The organism is Priestia sp. 179-F W1.4 NHS (assembly GCF_045369295.1).
In the GTDB taxonomy this organism is placed as follows: Bacteria; Bacillota; Bacilli; order Bacillales; family Bacillaceae_H; genus Priestia; species Priestia zanthoxyli.
The window spans coordinates 1,174,435-1,190,207 of sequence record NZ_JBIQFF010000001.1; the positions used below are offsets into that span (position 1 = coordinate 1,174,435).

General features: G+C 32.9%; 14 protein-coding genes and 1 pseudogene. 13 read left to right on the top strand and 2 right to left on the bottom strand.

Translation table 11 applies throughout. The annotated features are described in order from the left end of the window. Nucleotides 1–8: 8 nt before the first annotated feature. The gene (gene lepB / locus ACH0CI_RS06140; protein ID WP_406901039.1) at nucleotides 9–563 is read right to left on the bottom strand and encodes a signal peptidase I; all 555 of its coding nucleotides are present in this window, start codon (nucleotides 561–563) and stop codon (nucleotides 9–11) included. 686 nt (nucleotides 564–1,249) lie between these two features. Between lepB and ACH0CI_RS06145 the strand changes: the two genes are divergently transcribed. From ACH0CI_RS06145 to ACH0CI_RS06155, 3 genes are all read left to right on the top strand, one after another. Beyond that, nucleotides 1,250–1,459 (top strand): hypothetical protein, encoded by a 210-nt coding sequence (locus ACH0CI_RS06145; protein ID WP_335707873.1) that lies wholly within the window; start codon nucleotides 1,250–1,252, stop codon nucleotides 1,457–1,459. Between the two features lie 350 nt (nucleotides 1,460–1,809). After that, entirely contained in the window at nucleotides 1,810–2,973 is a 1,164-nt protein-coding gene (locus tag ACH0CI_RS06150) for a DUF418 domain-containing protein (RefSeq protein WP_406901040.1), read from the top strand. Between the two features lie 71 nt (nucleotides 2,974–3,044). Then, nucleotides 3,045–3,392 (top strand): 3-isopropylmalate dehydrogenase, encoded by a 348-nt coding sequence (locus ACH0CI_RS06155; RefSeq protein WP_335707871.1) that lies wholly within the window; start codon nucleotides 3,045–3,047, stop codon nucleotides 3,390–3,392. Between the two features lie 117 nt (nucleotides 3,393–3,509). On the opposite strand, the gene ACH0CI_RS06160 is transcribed toward ACH0CI_RS06155, so the two are convergent. Beyond that, entirely contained in the window at nucleotides 3,510–3,884 is a 375-nt protein-coding gene (locus ACH0CI_RS06160) for a DUF5412 family protein (RefSeq protein WP_335707870.1), read from the bottom strand. Between the two features lie 264 nt (nucleotides 3,885–4,148). Between ACH0CI_RS06160 and ACH0CI_RS06165 the strand changes: the two genes are divergently transcribed. From ACH0CI_RS06165 to ACH0CI_RS06210, 10 genes and pseudogenes are all read left to right on the top strand, one after another. Next, nucleotides 4,149–5,072 carry an ABC transporter ATP-binding protein gene (locus ACH0CI_RS06165; protein WP_406901041.1) on the top strand — a complete coding sequence of 308 codons (924 nt, stop codon included), beginning with the start codon at nucleotides 4,149–4,151 and terminating at the stop codon, nucleotides 5,070–5,072. A 95-nt stretch (nucleotides 5,073–5,167) separates the two neighbouring features. Next, entirely contained in the window at nucleotides 5,168–5,872 is a 705-nt protein-coding gene (locus tag ACH0CI_RS06170) for an ABC transporter permease (RefSeq protein WP_406901042.1), read from the top strand. A 37-nt stretch (nucleotides 5,873–5,909) separates the two neighbouring features. After that, the gene (locus tag ACH0CI_RS06175; protein ID WP_406901043.1) at nucleotides 5,910–6,779 is read left to right on the top strand and encodes a DUF4097 family beta strand repeat-containing protein; all 870 of its coding nucleotides are present in this window, start codon (nucleotides 5,910–5,912) and stop codon (nucleotides 6,777–6,779) included. A gap of 279 nt (nucleotides 6,780–7,058) precedes the next feature. Further along, nucleotides 7,059–7,766, top strand: coding sequence for a response regulator transcription factor (locus tag ACH0CI_RS06180; RefSeq protein ID WP_208733027.1), 708 nt, complete (start codon nucleotides 7,059–7,061; stop codon nucleotides 7,764–7,766). A gap of 2 nt (nucleotides 7,767–7,768) precedes the next feature. Beyond that, the gene (locus tag ACH0CI_RS06185; RefSeq protein ID WP_406901045.1) at nucleotides 7,769–8,704 is read left to right on the top strand and encodes a sensor histidine kinase; all 936 of its coding nucleotides are present in this window, start codon (nucleotides 7,769–7,771) and stop codon (nucleotides 8,702–8,704) included. Nucleotides 8,705–8,885: 181 nt separating this feature from the next. Further along, nucleotides 8,886–9,481 (top strand): annotated as a pseudogene (locus ACH0CI_RS06190) (GNAT family N-acetyltransferase). Nucleotides 9,482–10,661: 1,180 nt separating this feature from the next. After that, nucleotides 10,662–12,059, top strand: coding sequence for a glycoside-pentoside-hexuronide (GPH):cation symporter (locus ACH0CI_RS06195; RefSeq protein ID WP_028414827.1), 1,398 nt, complete (start codon nucleotides 10,662–10,664; stop codon nucleotides 12,057–12,059). 163 nt (nucleotides 12,060–12,222) lie between these two features. Then, entirely contained in the window at nucleotides 12,223–12,903 is a 681-nt protein-coding gene (locus ACH0CI_RS06200) for a transaldolase family protein (RefSeq protein WP_014458886.1), read from the top strand. An 87-nt stretch (nucleotides 12,904–12,990) separates the two neighbouring features. Next, the gene (locus ACH0CI_RS06205) at nucleotides 12,991–13,662 is read left to right on the top strand and encodes a DUF4867 family protein (RefSeq protein WP_406901046.1); all 672 of its coding nucleotides are present in this window, start codon (nucleotides 12,991–12,993) and stop codon (nucleotides 13,660–13,662) included. A gap of 56 nt (nucleotides 13,663–13,718) precedes the next feature. Beyond that, a complete protein-coding gene (locus tag ACH0CI_RS06210; RefSeq protein WP_406901047.1) occupies nucleotides 13,719–15,758 on the top strand; it encodes an alpha-glucosidase in 2,040 nt (679 codons plus the stop codon). Nucleotides 15,759–15,773: the final 15 nt, after the last annotated feature.

The following is a 15,773-nucleotide window of genomic DNA, read 5'->3' on the forward strand; positions in this document are numbered from 1 at the left end:
TAAAGACTTTATTTAATCCATTGAAATTCTTTTAAAGGCCAATAAGCTAATTTTGCTTTTCCTACGATTTTGTCTACGGAGATTGTTCCTACTTGAGGTGATCTGCTGTCTAAACTGTACATTCTATTATCTCCCATAACAAATAATTGGCCTTCTGGAACTGTTTTGCTGCCTGTAAAATCCTCAAGTTTAAAATCCTCAGTTAACGGGCCTGTTCCTATTTCTTTTTTATATTGATCCAAATAAGGCTCTTCATATTTTTTTCCGTTTATATATAGCGTGTCATTGCGATATTCTATATGATCACCCGGTAAACCAATTACTCTTTTAATATAGTCTTTTTCCTTTGTAGCGTGAAAAACGATAATATCAAATCTTTTTATATTATCGGGGTTATTTTTTCCCACTTCATTAAGAATAATATGTTCACTATCTTTTAAAGTAGGCATCATCGATTTGCCGTCTACTACTATAGGCGTAAATATGTACTCTCTCACCACAAAAGCCAGGATACAAGCAATAATGATGGATTTGATCCACGAAAAAATCTCTTTCTGTTTCAATTTAAAACTCCTCTACAACCGTAATACATGTTTAAGAGTATAACACAATATATAGAAATAAACCTTTAATTTAACAATTAAAGGTTTACTTAGATGATTTTTTAACAAGATTAATAAACTTTATAGAAGGCCATAGCAGCAGAAATGGTGGGGGTTCTCAACATAAGAGCATAAAAAAAGCTATTTCAATCGTATTGGCATCGGAGTGAAATAGCTTTTTCTACTTTACATTCAAGAGTTTGTTAGTTCATATGAACATCCTTACATGTGAAGTATATCACAAACTATTTTTGTTGTGAAGATGAAAATAAAAATTTGTATGACAAATTTTATTGGTCGAGAAGGTTTGAATAGATTATTTAGCGTGACTTTTACACAGTGGCTATTTTAAAACCGCTGGGGGTCTAAATGAAAATTAACGCTAATTCTAAAAATTTCAGACGAACCTGCTTCTTTCAAAGGAATCTTTTCAATTTTTATAGATAAAAAAAACTATCTTATCAGGTATAGTGTTAGTAGAAGTCTCAAGTAGTAAGTTTGTGTTCACAGTATTTGGTATGATAAGTGCTTTTGGATGTTTACTCGTGTACAACACAAAAAATATAGATAACAGTACCTCTACTGATAAATCATCTTTTTAAAGAAAGACATCTTACCGATAAAAATGATAAAAAGGAGGGACTCCAATGAAATTCGATGTACCTGATTTAGTCGAAGCAAAGCGTCAAATTGATTCAACTTTGCACAAGCTTAGGCAGACTGTAAAAACGTTTGAAGCTAAAGAAAATGCGGATAGATATAAATCTCAAATAACCTTAGCTAAAAGAAGGATACAAGCATTTGAACTTTCAGTAGTTCTTATTGAAAGAGAGATAAACGAACTTTCTGAAAGCTAGGTGCCTACTTTTAGAAAGTGTGTATTTAACGACGTTATTTAATTTATCTTCAATTGTCGCTTAGAGTGGAATAGTAGAAAAAAAGAAACCTTGAAAATACTAGGGTTTCTTTTTTTTGTAATTAGTATTCTGCGTACGTCAGTATATCTTTTGGATTTTGGCTAAACCTGTTTCCAAAGCGGGCAGTCTTTGCACTTCTCAAAACGTATCCACGCTTTCTTTATCGTACTAAAAATAATTCATTTAAAAATAAGGGTTGAAGGTGACGCAACGTAATCTAATATAGTTGAACTATGACATATCAAGAAGGGGAGTAACGAAAGTAAAAGTAACGGATGGGGGCATGAGAAGTGGAGAATAAAAAGCGAATTCGCTCGTTAGATATATTAAGAGGACTAGCGATTCTGGGAACGTTAGGAACGAACATTTGGCTGTTTGCCTATCTGGGAGATATAAATTATATATTTACTTTTACCCATAACAAATGGTGGTTATCAGGAGATGACTTTTTAAGAATCCTTTTTCTGTCCTTAATTAACGGAAAATTACTTGGCCTCTTAGCCATTATGTTTGGTGTTGGTTTAGAACTGAAATATCAGCAATCAAAACGGTTAAATCAGACGTGGCCAGGAAGATACATATGGCTGTCTTTGATTTTATTAATGGAAGGGCTTTTGCACTTTATTTTTGTTTTAGAGTACGATATTTTAATGTCTTATGCAGTAACAGCAATTATTGTTTCGTTTATCGTAAAAATGCGGAAGACGATGATACGAATAACAATGATTAGTGCAGCAGCAATTCATCTTTTCTTTATATTGCTCGTGTTCTTCGGTGTGCTAACTAACTCAATAGGAGATGAGCTAGTTGTTGTCCCAAAAGAAGTGATGAACCTTTATCAACATGGAGCATGGATGAATCAAATTCAGTATCGACTTTTTCATTTTTGGGAGCTGCGCACAGAAGCAATTTTCGTCATTCCATTTAATATATGTATGTTTTTACTTGGTGTTTTACTAGTGAGAATAGGGGCTTTTGACAATAACTCCAAGGGTATTAATATCAGAAAGAGGATGATGAAGGCAGGACTTTTAGTTGGGCTACCTCTAAACTTATTATTATTTGTTCCTGGAGGGTACTTTGATTTTCCAGTAAGGTATGTATTTGCCCCTATTTTATCGCTTGGATACATGGGAGCTATTAGTTTCCTAATTGGAAAATTTCAGACCTTTTCATTATGGAGCGTTTTAGAGAAAGTAGGTAAGATGTCTTTAAGTTGCTACGTGTTACAGAATGTTTTAAGCTCCATTTTATTTTATGGATGGGGCCTTGGGTTGGGTGGACATCCACGTTCATTCTTTGTCATTTTTGTTTGGATACTAATCTGTTTGTTTCAAATGTTATTTGCTGCTTTGTGGCTTCGTTATTTTAAAATGGGTCCTATGGAATCAGCGCGTAAACGCTTAGCCAATTTAACTATCAGGAAAAATATAAAGAAAGATCTTAAAATGTAAGTCAGCTTCTTTTTGATGAATATCAAACCTGTTATAAGAAGCAAAACTTTCACATAGAATGTTATGTTAAAATGATATTAGGTATTGGGGATTTTAACCAATTAATAGTCCGTAGAGGAGAATTAAAGAAAATGGCTACCTTTTTCTTAATACTTATCGGCTTCTTTCTTATTATTTCAAATATCGTTGGATTTATCTCCTACAAAAAAAAGAAAAGTCTATACGCTGCTGCTTTTACAATATTGATACTGGCCGCTTTATTTGGGGCAATAGGCGGTATATTAGCACTGTTGATCATTAGAGACGCTTTTGCCATATTTTATGGTTTACAAGTTGGATACTATTTACTTATAAATAGCGCAATTGTTCTGTTAATGGCAGTTATAGTCACAGTTATAAAACAATATAACAATAAATAAAAAATTTGCTTAGTAAGACTTATACTTCATAAATTTGTAGTTACCATAATCACCCTATAAGTAGTTAAACAACAAAAAGCTCTTTCATAAGAGCTTTTTGTTGTTTAAGAGTAGAATTTAATTATCTACATCATTAGCATCAAACGTATCTTTTGTAACGTTCAATATATGACCACTAATGTTAACTGTTTTGTTATTTATCCATTTAACTTTGGCTGTTTCCTGAGGGTAATTCCAATAGATATTTTTCTTTTTATTAAAAACTTTATTTGTATAAGTCACTTCTCCTCTAATAGCAAAAGGTGTAGTCGCTCCACCACTTGAACGATAAATCTTTACTATGTAATCACCGTTAGGAGATGTACTTTGAGAAATATATTCTCCCTTTGGAGCAAATCGTAGATAACTAGGCGCAAAAAGAAACCACCAAACAAATCCTATAACTAGAAGAGAGCTTAATGCAGTCAAACACACTATATATCGTTTTTTCAATTTCTAACCTCTATTCAGATGGACTCAATTATAATTTTGTTCCTATCTGATTATATATCAGAATTGAGTTAAAAAATCATGAATATCATATACAAAATCAGTTTACATAATACCTGTTTCCGAAAGACAAAAACTCTTTTTTAGAGCAAAAGATAAAGTTCTAATTTCTATAAAAAGAAAATTAAGAAAAACGTAAGATTTAAGTAAGAGAAAAGAAAATTTCATTTTATACAATAACAATATAAATTGAAAAGGAGAAGATAAATGACATACATATTGAAAACTAACCAACTTACAAAGGCGTTTAAAGGGAGAGAGGTTGTTTCTGAAGTTAATATGCACGTGAAGAAAGGAGAGATTTATGGTTTCTTAGGTCCGAATGGTGCTGGTAAAACGACGATTATGAAAATGCTAACAAACTTAATTAAGCCAACGAGTGGTGAAATAGAGATTTTTGGCGAGAAATTAACGAACATATCATTTGAAGTATTAAAGCGTATGGGAACTATTATCGAATATCCAATTTTTTATGAGCAGCTCACTGCTAGAGAAAATTTATCTTTACACTGCGAGTATATGGGTTATTACGATAACAAGGCTATTGATCACGCTCTGGAGCTTGTTAAGTTACATAATATTGAAGGCAAAAAAGTGAAGGATTTTTCACTGGGAATGAAACAAAGGTTAGGAATAGCTAGAGCTATTTCTACAAAGCCAGAGCTTCTAGTTTTAGATGAACCAATTAATGGACTCGATCCTATAGGTATAAAGGAATTAAGAGACCTTTTTAAAATACTCTGTAAAGATTATGGAATTACCTTATTAATATCTAGTCATATTTTAGCTGAAATGGAGCAGATGTCAGATACAATCGGAATTATTCAAAATGGAAAATTAATAAAAGAAGTTTCTATGAAGAGTATCAACGGAAAACAAACTGAGTATATAGAAGTACAGGTTCAAAATATAAAAAAAGCTTTGTATATTTTAGAACAAAATTTAGGAATAAAAAACTTTAGAGTTATTGGTGAAGCGGCAATACGTATATATGAAACAACATTAACTCAGCAAGAGATTTCTAAAGCATTCGTTATGAATGATGTTGGTATAGAAAGTATCAATAAAAAGAACAGTTCACTAGAAGAGTACTTTTTAAGTTCAATGAATAGTGAAGAAATTCACATTTAATCACGTATATCATCTTAACTTCCAATTCCTTATCACATCATTTAAAGAGCACTAAATTGAAACGTCTTAAATTCCATTGGGGGGAGCTTTTGAAAATGTTAAAACTAATGAAATTAGAATACAAAAAACATCGATTATCAAGGTATATAAAAAATGTAGTCATTTGCATTTTAGCTATCTTTTTTATAGCTGCACTTATGGGGTGGGGATCAAGAAATGAAATTGAACCTATGTATCCAGATTATGCGGACTTTATGTCGTTAGCTAATATTTTTATTAGAATTGTATTTATTTGTTTCTCTAGTGTCATTTTGTCTCGGCTAATAATTGATGAATATAAAAATAAAACAATTCAGTTGTTATTCACTTATCCATTAAAAAGAAAAAAGTTAATGCAAGCGAAACTGCTTATTGTTTTCGTATTCTGCTTTGTCAGTATTATTATTGCTACTTTTATTATCGATTTATTAATTTTTTGGATCAACCCGCACGTATATCTGGTTGAAAAACCTGTAAAGGTGAATGACATTATTTCTACAGTACCTTCAACTCTTATTGGCGCGCTTATGATGGCTGGCGTGAGTTTCATTCCTTTATTTTTTGGTATGAGGAAGAAATCAGTTGCTACTACAATAACTTCGTCTCTAGTAATTGGATTCTTAATTAATGCAACAATTTCTAGTGGAGGAGAGACGGTAAGTTTATATGAAATTGTAGTAATTCCTGGCGTACTTTGTCTTCTTGGACTTCTAATAGGTTATCTGGCAATAAGAAAAGTAGATAGTGTCGACATAGCATAATACGTAATTTCTAAGAGTAGAAATAGGAGGAAAAGAGATGAAGAAGATTGTATCAACTTCTGTAGCTTTAGTTTTAATTTGTGGGTTCACTTTCAAAGTCAATATTGCCGAAGCAAAAAGCTTTGAGAAAAATAAGTCTTACAATATCGAGAGTGTTAATGCTTTAAAAGTGGATAGTGAATCTTGGGATATAAGGTTGAAGAAAAGTCATTCAAATGAAGTGATTGTATCAGCTAAAGGGAAGAAAAAAGAAAAACAACGTGTCACTTTTAAACAAGATGGAAAAACATTAATAATCAAGCAAAAGGATCAAAAGAAAAGTGGCTTTTTGGGAGGGTTTACTTTTGGAAAGAAAGGTACAGTTTCTATTGCCATTCCAAGTTCAAAAATAAACAAAATTGACTTACATAATAAATATGGTGATATCCAATTGAGTGAAATTTCTACTAATAATCTTATAGTTCACAATAACTCTGGTGATAAAAAAATAAAAGGCCTTTCAGCTAATAAAGCAATGTTTGTATCCGAGGATGGAACGTTAAGTATGGAAGATAGTACTTTTGAAAATTTAAACATTTCCTCTACAAGTGGCGATAACTATATGGAAAATGTAAATGGTTCAAAGATTAAGGTTACTTCTAAAGATGGAGAGGTTTCAATTAAGGATATAAAAGAAGGAAAATCCTTAGCTGTAAAAAGTGACTCTGGCGACATCGGCGTTTCTTATAAAAAAGCGCCAACTTCTCTATCCGTGGCTGCTAACAGTTATTCCTCCGATGTAAAACTTAAACTAGATAGACTTAAGAAAAACACAGATACTGAAAAGCTTCAAAAAGGGAAAATTGGACAGGGCTCTAATAAGTTAAATTTATTAAGTAACAACGGCGTTATTAATGTAACAAATTAATCATTATAATACGTTTGGTAAAAATCCTTGAAATAAACTAATAACAAATTCTTTATTGAAAATGCTATCTTCATCGACATTAAGGTAGCATTTTTTTGATGAATATCTTAGCGAAACTATAGATAAAGAATTTATACCGTTTATTTACTACTAACTTTTTTTTAACGCTATATTAATTAGTTATAACATTTTTCATAAAAAGGATTATAATGTAATTAATTGTTATTTTTTATGTTAATAGAATAGTAAACATACTAAAGGTTTTAGGAGTGGAAAGTGTTGAGTCACAAGATACTAATTGTAGAAGACGACCCATTTATAAGTGAGATGGTTAAAGAGGGGTTAGTAAAAGAAGGATATGAAGTCACCGCTGTTTTTGATGGCGAGGAAGCTTTAGAAATACTTAATGTACAAACATATGACGTTATTTTACTTGATCTTATGCTGCCCAAAGTGGATGGCATGGAATGTTTAAAAATAATTCGTTCTAAAAGTATGGTTCCTGTTCTTATTATGTCTGCAAAAGACGAAGACGTAGACAAAGCACTTGGACTAGGTTTTGGTGCTGATGATTATATTGCTAAACCGTTCTCTATGATTGAATTATTAGCGAGAATTAAAGCGATTATAAGAAGAGAATTACATTATATGCACTCATCGCAGTTAAAAAAAGAAAGTCAAAGCAAGGTCATAAAAATAGGAGATATAAGTATTGATATGGACAGCTTTTCTGTGAAAAAGCTTGATAAGGATATTAGCCTCACAGCAAAAGAATTTAACATCCTAAAAGTATTCATTTCCAATCCTACTCATGTATACACGAAATCACAACTGTATAAAGCCGTATGGGAGGATGAATATCATGGAGATGAAAACGTAATTAATGTTCATATTAGAAGACTTCGAGAAAAAATTGAAGACAATCCCTCTCATCCAACGTACATAAAGACTTTATGGGGAATAGGTTATAAATTGGGGGATTTATAAAAATGTTTTACCTGGTCGTCATCTTATTGGCCTGTTCTATTTGTATAAACATATTTCTAATTCATAGGCGATTAAAACATAAAGCAGAAGTGAGATACATAGAAAGTAAGCTCAAAGCTATTATTGATGAAGAAACAAGTGAAAGACTATTATTATATACAGACAATAATCAGATGAAGTCTTTATTGAAACAAATAAACCGTCTTCTAGAACACAATCAAAAGACAGTGGCAGATTACCATAACGTAGAACGTTCAATAAGAAAAATGCTATCAAATATTTCTCACGATTTAAAAACACCTCTAACAGTCATTTTAGGTTATATTGAAATTATAAATAATGATAAAAGTCTAAGTACAGAAAAAATGATGAGTTTGTTAAAAACCGTTAATTTAAAAACCTTAGAGGTGCTAGAGTTAATAAATCGTTTTTTCGAACTTGTAAAGCTTGAATCCGGAGACAAGAAATTAAGCTTTTCGAGAATTGATATATGCGAAATTAGCCGGAAAATAATATTGGATTACTACGAAATTTTAATCAATAAAGAATTTGAAGTATCTATTGAAATACCAGAAGAATCCCTCTTTGTTAGAGGAGATGAAAGTGCAATTGAAAGGGTTCTTAATAATTTAATTTCTAATGCAATTCAGTATGGTTCGGATGGTAAAATGATAGGTTTAAAGCTTAGAACAGATAAAGATAATATCTATATAGAAATATCAGATAGAGGAAAAGGAATAGATGAAGTACATAAAGAACGAGTTTTTGAGCGAATGTATACGCTAGAAGACTCAAGGAACAGTCGCTACCAAGGAAGTGGATTAGGATTAACTATTACGAAGAGGTTAATTGAACAAATGGGTGGAAGTATCTCTTTAGAAAGTATTCCGTTTAAACATACTATTTTTACAGTATGTTTAAAACGTATTAATTTTTAAAGTAGTAATACGTTATTTGTTAACAAATAAGAACAGAATTATTCACTTTAAATTTAGTCAGATAGGAGAGGAGCTGCAAGAATATCTTCCTATCTGATTAAATAAAACTTTCATTATTAACAAGGGATTTTAATAATGATAAAAGAAAGAGTCTTCTTAAGCAATTAATAAGTTTAGGAGGATTTTCTTGTATATAAGAGATTATAAAGAAACAGATGAAACTGAATGGCTTCGGTGTAGAGTATTATCGTTCTTGGACACTGCTTATTTTGATAACGTTCTTAGAGTCAAAGAGAAATATAAAAATTCAGCTGTTGAGCTAGTGGCTGTAGACAATAAGCAAATTGTGGGACTTATTGATGTTGAATGTGAATCTCAAAAAGGCACGGTTTGTTCTGATTTAGAGAGCGGGTTTGGAGGTATGATTTGGCATCTTGCTGTTCACCCAGATTTTCGTCGTAAAGGTATTGCTAATCAACTGCTTTTGAAGTAGAAAATCGAGTTAGAAAGCTAGGAATTACTTATTTTGAAGCGTGGACTAGGGATGATTACTGGGTAAATAAATGGTATTTAAAAAACAATTTTAAAGAAACGACATCCTATTTACATGTATTTCTTGAAACATCTACCGAAATAAAAAAAGCAATTAGTAGCTCATTCCACTATTTACAGCCAGTTCAGGCATTTGCCCATTATACAGGAGCTGAAAAGGAAAGGGTGATTCGTGAATATGAGAGAGTGCATGAGTGCTATTGCTATCAAAAGGAACTCTTGTAATACTGACTAATTCTTTTGTGTTATCGATCAAACTTATTTTTTATTAGGATATTTTTAGGAATACTCTTTTTAAAACAATAAGATTTATAATGTGATATTAAAGCTACTTTGGAAGAAGTGGAAAAATAAGTTGAAGCTAATGTAATACCTGTTTCAACAATCAAAACAGCCTTTAGATTGGCAAATCTAAAGGCTGTTAGTATATCTAGATATTTAATATTCCTTGTATGTAACAGTTACATCCTTATAAACACTCGGACTTATTGGATCAAATAGATAATGAATTTTCAATTTGTTATGATCTATCCATTCTAATTTGTAGTTATCCTCGTAAAACATTCTGTAACCATCATCACCACGAATATCCACAAGTTTTTTTGATAATAATTTAAATTCCAACAGTTGATAGACCTCACTATGACGCGTTTCTTTAACCACAAAAGCTTCTTCATTCCTGCTAGGAGAATCAAAAGTAGTGTATGCAGTATCACTATCTATAAGCAGCCACCAGCAAAAATTACTTACTATGAGAAAGGTCGAACATATAACAGTAAGGGTTTTTAACGTTTTATCTTTTAGTTTATACATAATAATCTTGGTAACGAATAATAAGATTACGGTATTTATAATAAGGTCAATAGTGTCCTGAGAAAAGTTGGTGCCTTGCACGTAAATGCCATTTAAATTTAGAACAAGCATTATAATTTTCAGTAGAATACTTAATACACAAATGAATAACGTTATAACAAAATTTCTTCCCAAATTGATTTTACCTCTTTTAATTTTTAAATTCCTTTTAACCCCATTTTATCATAATTATTCTTTGGAAAGTTCTTTATATCCTATATAAAACTAGTGTACATAACCATTCTTTCCGACACACAACCCAAAAAGAATCCTTATTCCTCCAGGGACATCTATAGATTTATTGTTATTATTATTCAGCCTTTTGTAAATAAAATAAAATAAAAAAAACACTTGATAATTTGTATGCGTTTTCATATTATAAATAAAAAGGTAGTAACTTTTTTAAAAACGTTGTGATGTTATGAAGAGGGAGGTGATTTTAGTATCGGCCTAGAGGAGATTACAATTTTGAAGTCTATCAAAATTGTAATCTTCTGTGTGATGCATGTTTAATGTGAAGTCTTAAAATGTGTTAATCAAAGGGGGAGAACTTATGGAACAGCCATTGGTTCAAAATGTAGAACATTCAATTAATACGCCTAAGAAACTAAGACTTAAAGAGAAGGTTGCTTATGGATTGGGAGATGTAGGAAATAACTTTATGTTAGACTTGGGTCAAATTTATTTGCTGAAGTTTTATACCGACGCGTTAGGCTTGCCTTCTGCAACAGCAGGTTTAGTATTTTTAATTACGAAAATATGGGATGCGTTCGCTGATATTACAGTAGGTACTTGGATTGATAACCGTAAGAAGATAGGCCCTAAAGGCAAATTTAGACCATTCTTTCTCTATGCTGCAATACCGCTTGCTTTGATAACGATAGTCAGCTTTACTAATCCTGATTTTTCAATAACCGGAAAGATTATATGGGCATATGTAACGTATATGGCATTTGGAACGATTTATAGCATTTCAAATATTCCTTATGGATCAATGGTACCTGCGATGACAAAAGATCCTGTTGAACGAGCAGAAATGGCATCATTTAGACAAGCAGGCTCAAATTTAGGTCTTCTTATTACAACTGTAGGGTTTATGCCGATTGTCTTAATGTTTAACAATCAATCTACTGGTTATTTAGTGGCTGTATCTATTTTTGCATTTTTGGGCGTTTTATTACAAGTCTATTGTTATGCCAATGTAAAAGAAAGATATGTTTATGAAAAACCCCAAAACACAAATGTAAAGCTGACTGACAGCTATAAAGGGCTTTTTAAGAATACGCCTTTACTCATTCTTTGTTTAGTTAATTTGTTTACCTTCTCAGCTTTTAACGTCAAGCTTGCTGTACAAGTCTATTTTTGTCAGTACGTTTTAAAAAATGTAGCAATCGTTCCTTATATGGGCTTTTTTAGTATCGGCTGTGTATTTATCGGCGTAGCAATGGTTCCTTTCATGGTTAAAAAAATTGGAAAGAAATCTACGTACATATTAGGGTGCGCGATTTGGGCTGTAGGAGACATTTTAGCTTATGTTTTTGCAGATAACGCAGTGATCTTTATTACATTAGCTTGCTTTGCTTTCTTCGGAAGCTCATTTGTAAACAGTTTGAACTGGGCATTAGTTTCTGATGCTGTAGAGTATGGCGAATGGAAGACTGGAAATCGATCTGAAGGTGTTGTGTATTCTTTCTTTACGTTCTTCCGTAAACTTTCTCAAGCGCTTGCAGGTTTTATTCCTGGCGTTGTGTTAGGAGTTGTGGGTTACGTTCCAAACGCGGTGCAAAGTGCAAATGTACTGGAGGGAATCAGAGGGTTAATGTTTATTTATCCAAGTGCATTAGCCATTGCAACGATTATTGTCATGTTTTTCTTTTATAAACTTTCAGATGAAAAATACAATAAAATCGTAGCCGATCTTGCTAAAAGTAAAAATAGAATACCAATGTAAGATGATAGGTAAAATGGACGAAATACAAAATTAATTTAATAATCTAGCAAAAAGTACTTGAAATATTGGTGGCGTTTTCATATTATAAATACAAAGGTTATTACAAATTATATAAAGGTCATTATCTTTTGGAGGTAATAGTCACTTAACTGGAGGTATAAAGATGAAGTATTTTTTAGATAGTGCAATTTTAGAGGAAATTCGTTACGCGTATGAAAACTGGGCAATTGATGGAGTTACAACAAACCCTCGCCACATTATGAACAGCGGTAAACCATTTTTAACAGTTCTAGATGAATTTGCAAGTGAGTTTAAAGGAGTCGAAAATTTCCCAATTTCAGTGGAAATTAATCCTCATTTAGATAATGCTAAAGATATGGTGGAAGAAGGGACAAAGATTGCTAAATTATCGTCAAACTTTGTTATTAAAATTCCATGCACAGAGCCTGGCTTAATTGCAGCAAAGGAATTTGAAAAACAAGGTATTTCTACTAACGTCACTCTTGTCTTCTCGCCATCACAAGCACTTCAGCCTGCAAGAATTGGAGCTAAATTTGTATCTCCATTTGTCGGCTGGAAAGAAAATAGCGGGGATGATACAACTCAATACATTCAGGATATTGTCAATATCTATAAAAACTACGATTACAACACAGAAATCATTGTTGCTGCTTTACGTAATGGTAAACAAATTGTAGATGCGGCAAAAGCTGGTGCGCATATTGTGACTTGCGGATTTGATGTATATAAAGAAAGCTTCCAGCATGCGTTCACAGACTATGGTTTAAACAAATTCCGCAACGCTTGGGATAATACAGTCACAGAAGCTCCTGTCTTAAAATAAACATATGTATTTTATAAAAGGCGCCTCTTAGAATCTTATTATCTTCTTGGAGGGGCTTTTTATATAGCAAAAGGAGAGAAGAAAACGTTGAGCAGCTTTCAATACATGAAAGACTTAAATAAACATGTATCTTTTTATCATATAGAGGACAGCAAATTTAAGCCTTATGGAAAGGTAATTAATGAATACAATTTTAGTGAACTAGAAACATATATGGATAGTTTAACTATTCCTCAAGATCAGAATGTATACCTAGCATCCGTTACTGAGATGGAAAACACCATTATTAAAGATCAGCTTCAAGAAGCTTTTTATGGTGAGATGCCTATTCAAATTGGATATTGTAATGGTCCTAATTCAACCTTAAATGGTCTTGAGTATCATAAAAGCAGTGAAATTAATATCGCTATAACGGATATGGTTCTTTTATTAGGTAAGGTACAGGGAGTTGAAAATAACTTTTTTAATTCAAGTGATGTAATCGCTTTCTTTGTACCTGAAGGAACAGCAGTTGAATTGTATGGTACGACATTACATTTTGCTCCTTGTAAGGTCAATAATGAAGGGTTTAAAACAATCGTCATTTTACCTAAAGGAACAAATGATCCGTTATCAACTAGTATTCAAAAAAGAACAAAAGAAGATGAATTATTGTTTATGAAAAATAAATGGTTAATTGCTCATCCTGAAAGAGAGCAATTAATCAATAAAGGCGCACATCCCGGTATAAAAGGAGAAAATATTAAAGTTTATCAATAGAGCGCATGAATGTTAGACAAAAGGCTAGGCTCTATTAATTGATGGGAGAGAGAAAAATGTCAGGTACCTTAAACGTAACTAAAGGGGTAAATGTGGAGATCTTACAAGATGGATTTGAAGTGGCTCTTAACGGTGTAGCTCTACTTCAGCATACCATACAAAAACCAATGCTGTTTGTTGGTTATGGAGAAGAAACGATTGAAATGTATAGAGGTAACTTTGATATTAAAGATTACGTTACTGAACGTGCAGCTCTTCGCTACGCAGCTGTTGAAGAAGTAGAAGGCGCATATAAAATAGATTTTTCTAACTATAAAAATGGAGATAACATGCTGTCTCTTATAGTTAAAGAAGAAGAGAATCGTCTAAAAGTAGAATACCAAAAACACGATGCGAACATTAACCGCTTTTGGTTACGAGTAGCTGCAGATAAACAAGAGAAAGTATATGGATGCGGAGAACAACTTTCTCATTTTAATATGAGAGGAAAAAACTTTCCTTTATGGACATCTGAGCCGGGCGTAGGAAGAAACAAACAGACATACGTAACATGGCAAGCTGATGTAGTTGATAAGGCTGGAGGAGATTATTATAATACCAACTTTCCTCAGCCTACATATGTATCTAGTAAAAAGTACTATTGTCATGTTGAAACAACGGCATACGCGGACTTTGACTTTCGCAATGAGACATTCCATGAACTGCAGGTTTGGGAAGTACCTGAATATATGCTGTTTGAAACGGCGGAGACGTACCTTGAATTAGTTGAAAAAATTACAGGTTTATTCGGAAGACAGCCCGAGCTACCAGACTGGGTATATAACGGCGTGGTTTTAGGTATTCAAGGTGGTACAGATGTTGTTGAACAAAAATTAGAAAAAGTTTTAGCAAAAGGTATGAAAGTATCTGGAGTATGGTGCCAAGATTGGCAGGGCAAACGTATTACTTCTTTTGGTAAACGTTTAATGTGGAATTGGAAATGGAACGAGAGTGAATACCCGGAGTTAGATAAAAAAATTGCAGAGTGGAAAGAAAATGATATTCGTTTTCTAGGTTACATTAATCCATATGTAGCCATTGAAGGTGATTTATATAAGGAAGCTGAAGATAAAGGATACTTAGCATTAAATACAGAGGGAAATACGTATTTAGTGGATTTCGGTGAATTTTATTGCGGAGTTGTGGATTTTACCAACGAAGAGGCTACCCAATGGTATAAACAAGTTATTAAAGAGAACATGATTGATTTTGGATTAGACGGATGGATGGCCGACTTTGGCGAATACTTACCAACGGATGTTGTGCTCAAAAATGGAGTTGACGCTAAGATTATGCATAATGCTTGGCCGACAATGTGGGCAAAAGCGAACTATGAAGCGGTATCAGAAGCAGGAAAACTTGGTGAAATTGTATACTTTATGCGCGCTGGATATACGGGCATACAAAAATACTGTACGCTTCTTTGGGGCGGAGATCAAAGTGTAGATTGGTCGCTAGATGATGGTTTGGCTTCTGTTATTCCTGCAGCTTTATCATCAGGAATGAGTGGCTGTGGCTTACACCATAGTGATATTGGAGGGTACACAAGTCTACATGGTAATAAACGTTCAAAAGAGCTTCTGATGAGATGGGCAGAAATGGGAGCCTTCACGCCTATGATGAGAACACATGAAGGAAACCGTCCTGATGATTGTTTTCAGTTTGATGGTGATGAGGAGACACTAGAGCATTTAGCAAGAATGTCTAATATTTATGTAACGATGGCACCTTATATTAGATCACTTGTAGAAGAAAATGCGCGACGCGGAATTCCTGTTCAGCGACCTTTGTTTATGCACTATGAAGAAGATGAAAAAACATATGATATTCAATACCAATATTTATTTGGTGAAGATGTACTTGTTGCGCCGGTTCATCAAGAAAATCAAACAGAGTGGGAAGTATATTTACCAGAAGATCAGTGGGTCCATGTATGGAGCGGTGAAGAGTACACAGGAGGATCGGTCACTGTTCAGGCGCCATTAGGTTATCCACCTGTATTTTACCGTAAAAAATCTATATGGAGTGAGTTGTTTTCTAAACTAATTCACATCTAATTTAAGAGCTATTTA

Bases quoted from the DNA above. Each gene is read 5' to 3' on its own strand.
- ACH0CI_RS06145 (WP_335707873.1), top strand. From the start codon at position 1,250: ATGAAATTCGATGTACCTGATTTAGTCGAAGCAAAGCGTCAAATTGAT.
- ACH0CI_RS06155 (WP_335707871.1), top strand. From the start codon at position 3,045: ATGATATTAGGTATTGGGGATTTTAACCAATTAATAGTCCGTAGAGGA.
- ACH0CI_RS06165 (WP_406901041.1), top strand. From the start codon at position 4,149: ATGACATACATATTGAAAACTAACCAACTTACAAAGGCGTTTAAAGGG.
- ACH0CI_RS06170 (WP_406901042.1), top strand. From the start codon at position 5,168: ATGTTAAAACTAATGAAATTAGAATACAAAAAACATCGATTATCAAGG.
- ACH0CI_RS06175 (WP_406901043.1), top strand. From the start codon at position 5,910: ATGAAGAAGATTGTATCAACTTCTGTAGCTTTAGTTTTAATTTGTGGG.
- ACH0CI_RS06185 (WP_406901045.1), top strand. From the start codon at position 7,769: ATGTTTTACCTGGTCGTCATCTTATTGGCCTGTTCTATTTGTATAAAC.
- ACH0CI_RS06195 (WP_028414827.1), top strand. From the start codon at position 10,662: ATGGAACAGCCATTGGTTCAAAATGTAGAACATTCAATTAATACGCCT.
- ACH0CI_RS06200 (WP_014458886.1), top strand. From the start codon at position 12,223: ATGAAGTATTTTTTAGATAGTGCAATTTTAGAGGAAATTCGTTACGCG.
- ACH0CI_RS06210 (WP_406901047.1), top strand. From the start codon at position 13,719: ATGTCAGGTACCTTAAACGTAACTAAAGGGGTAAATGTGGAGATCTTA.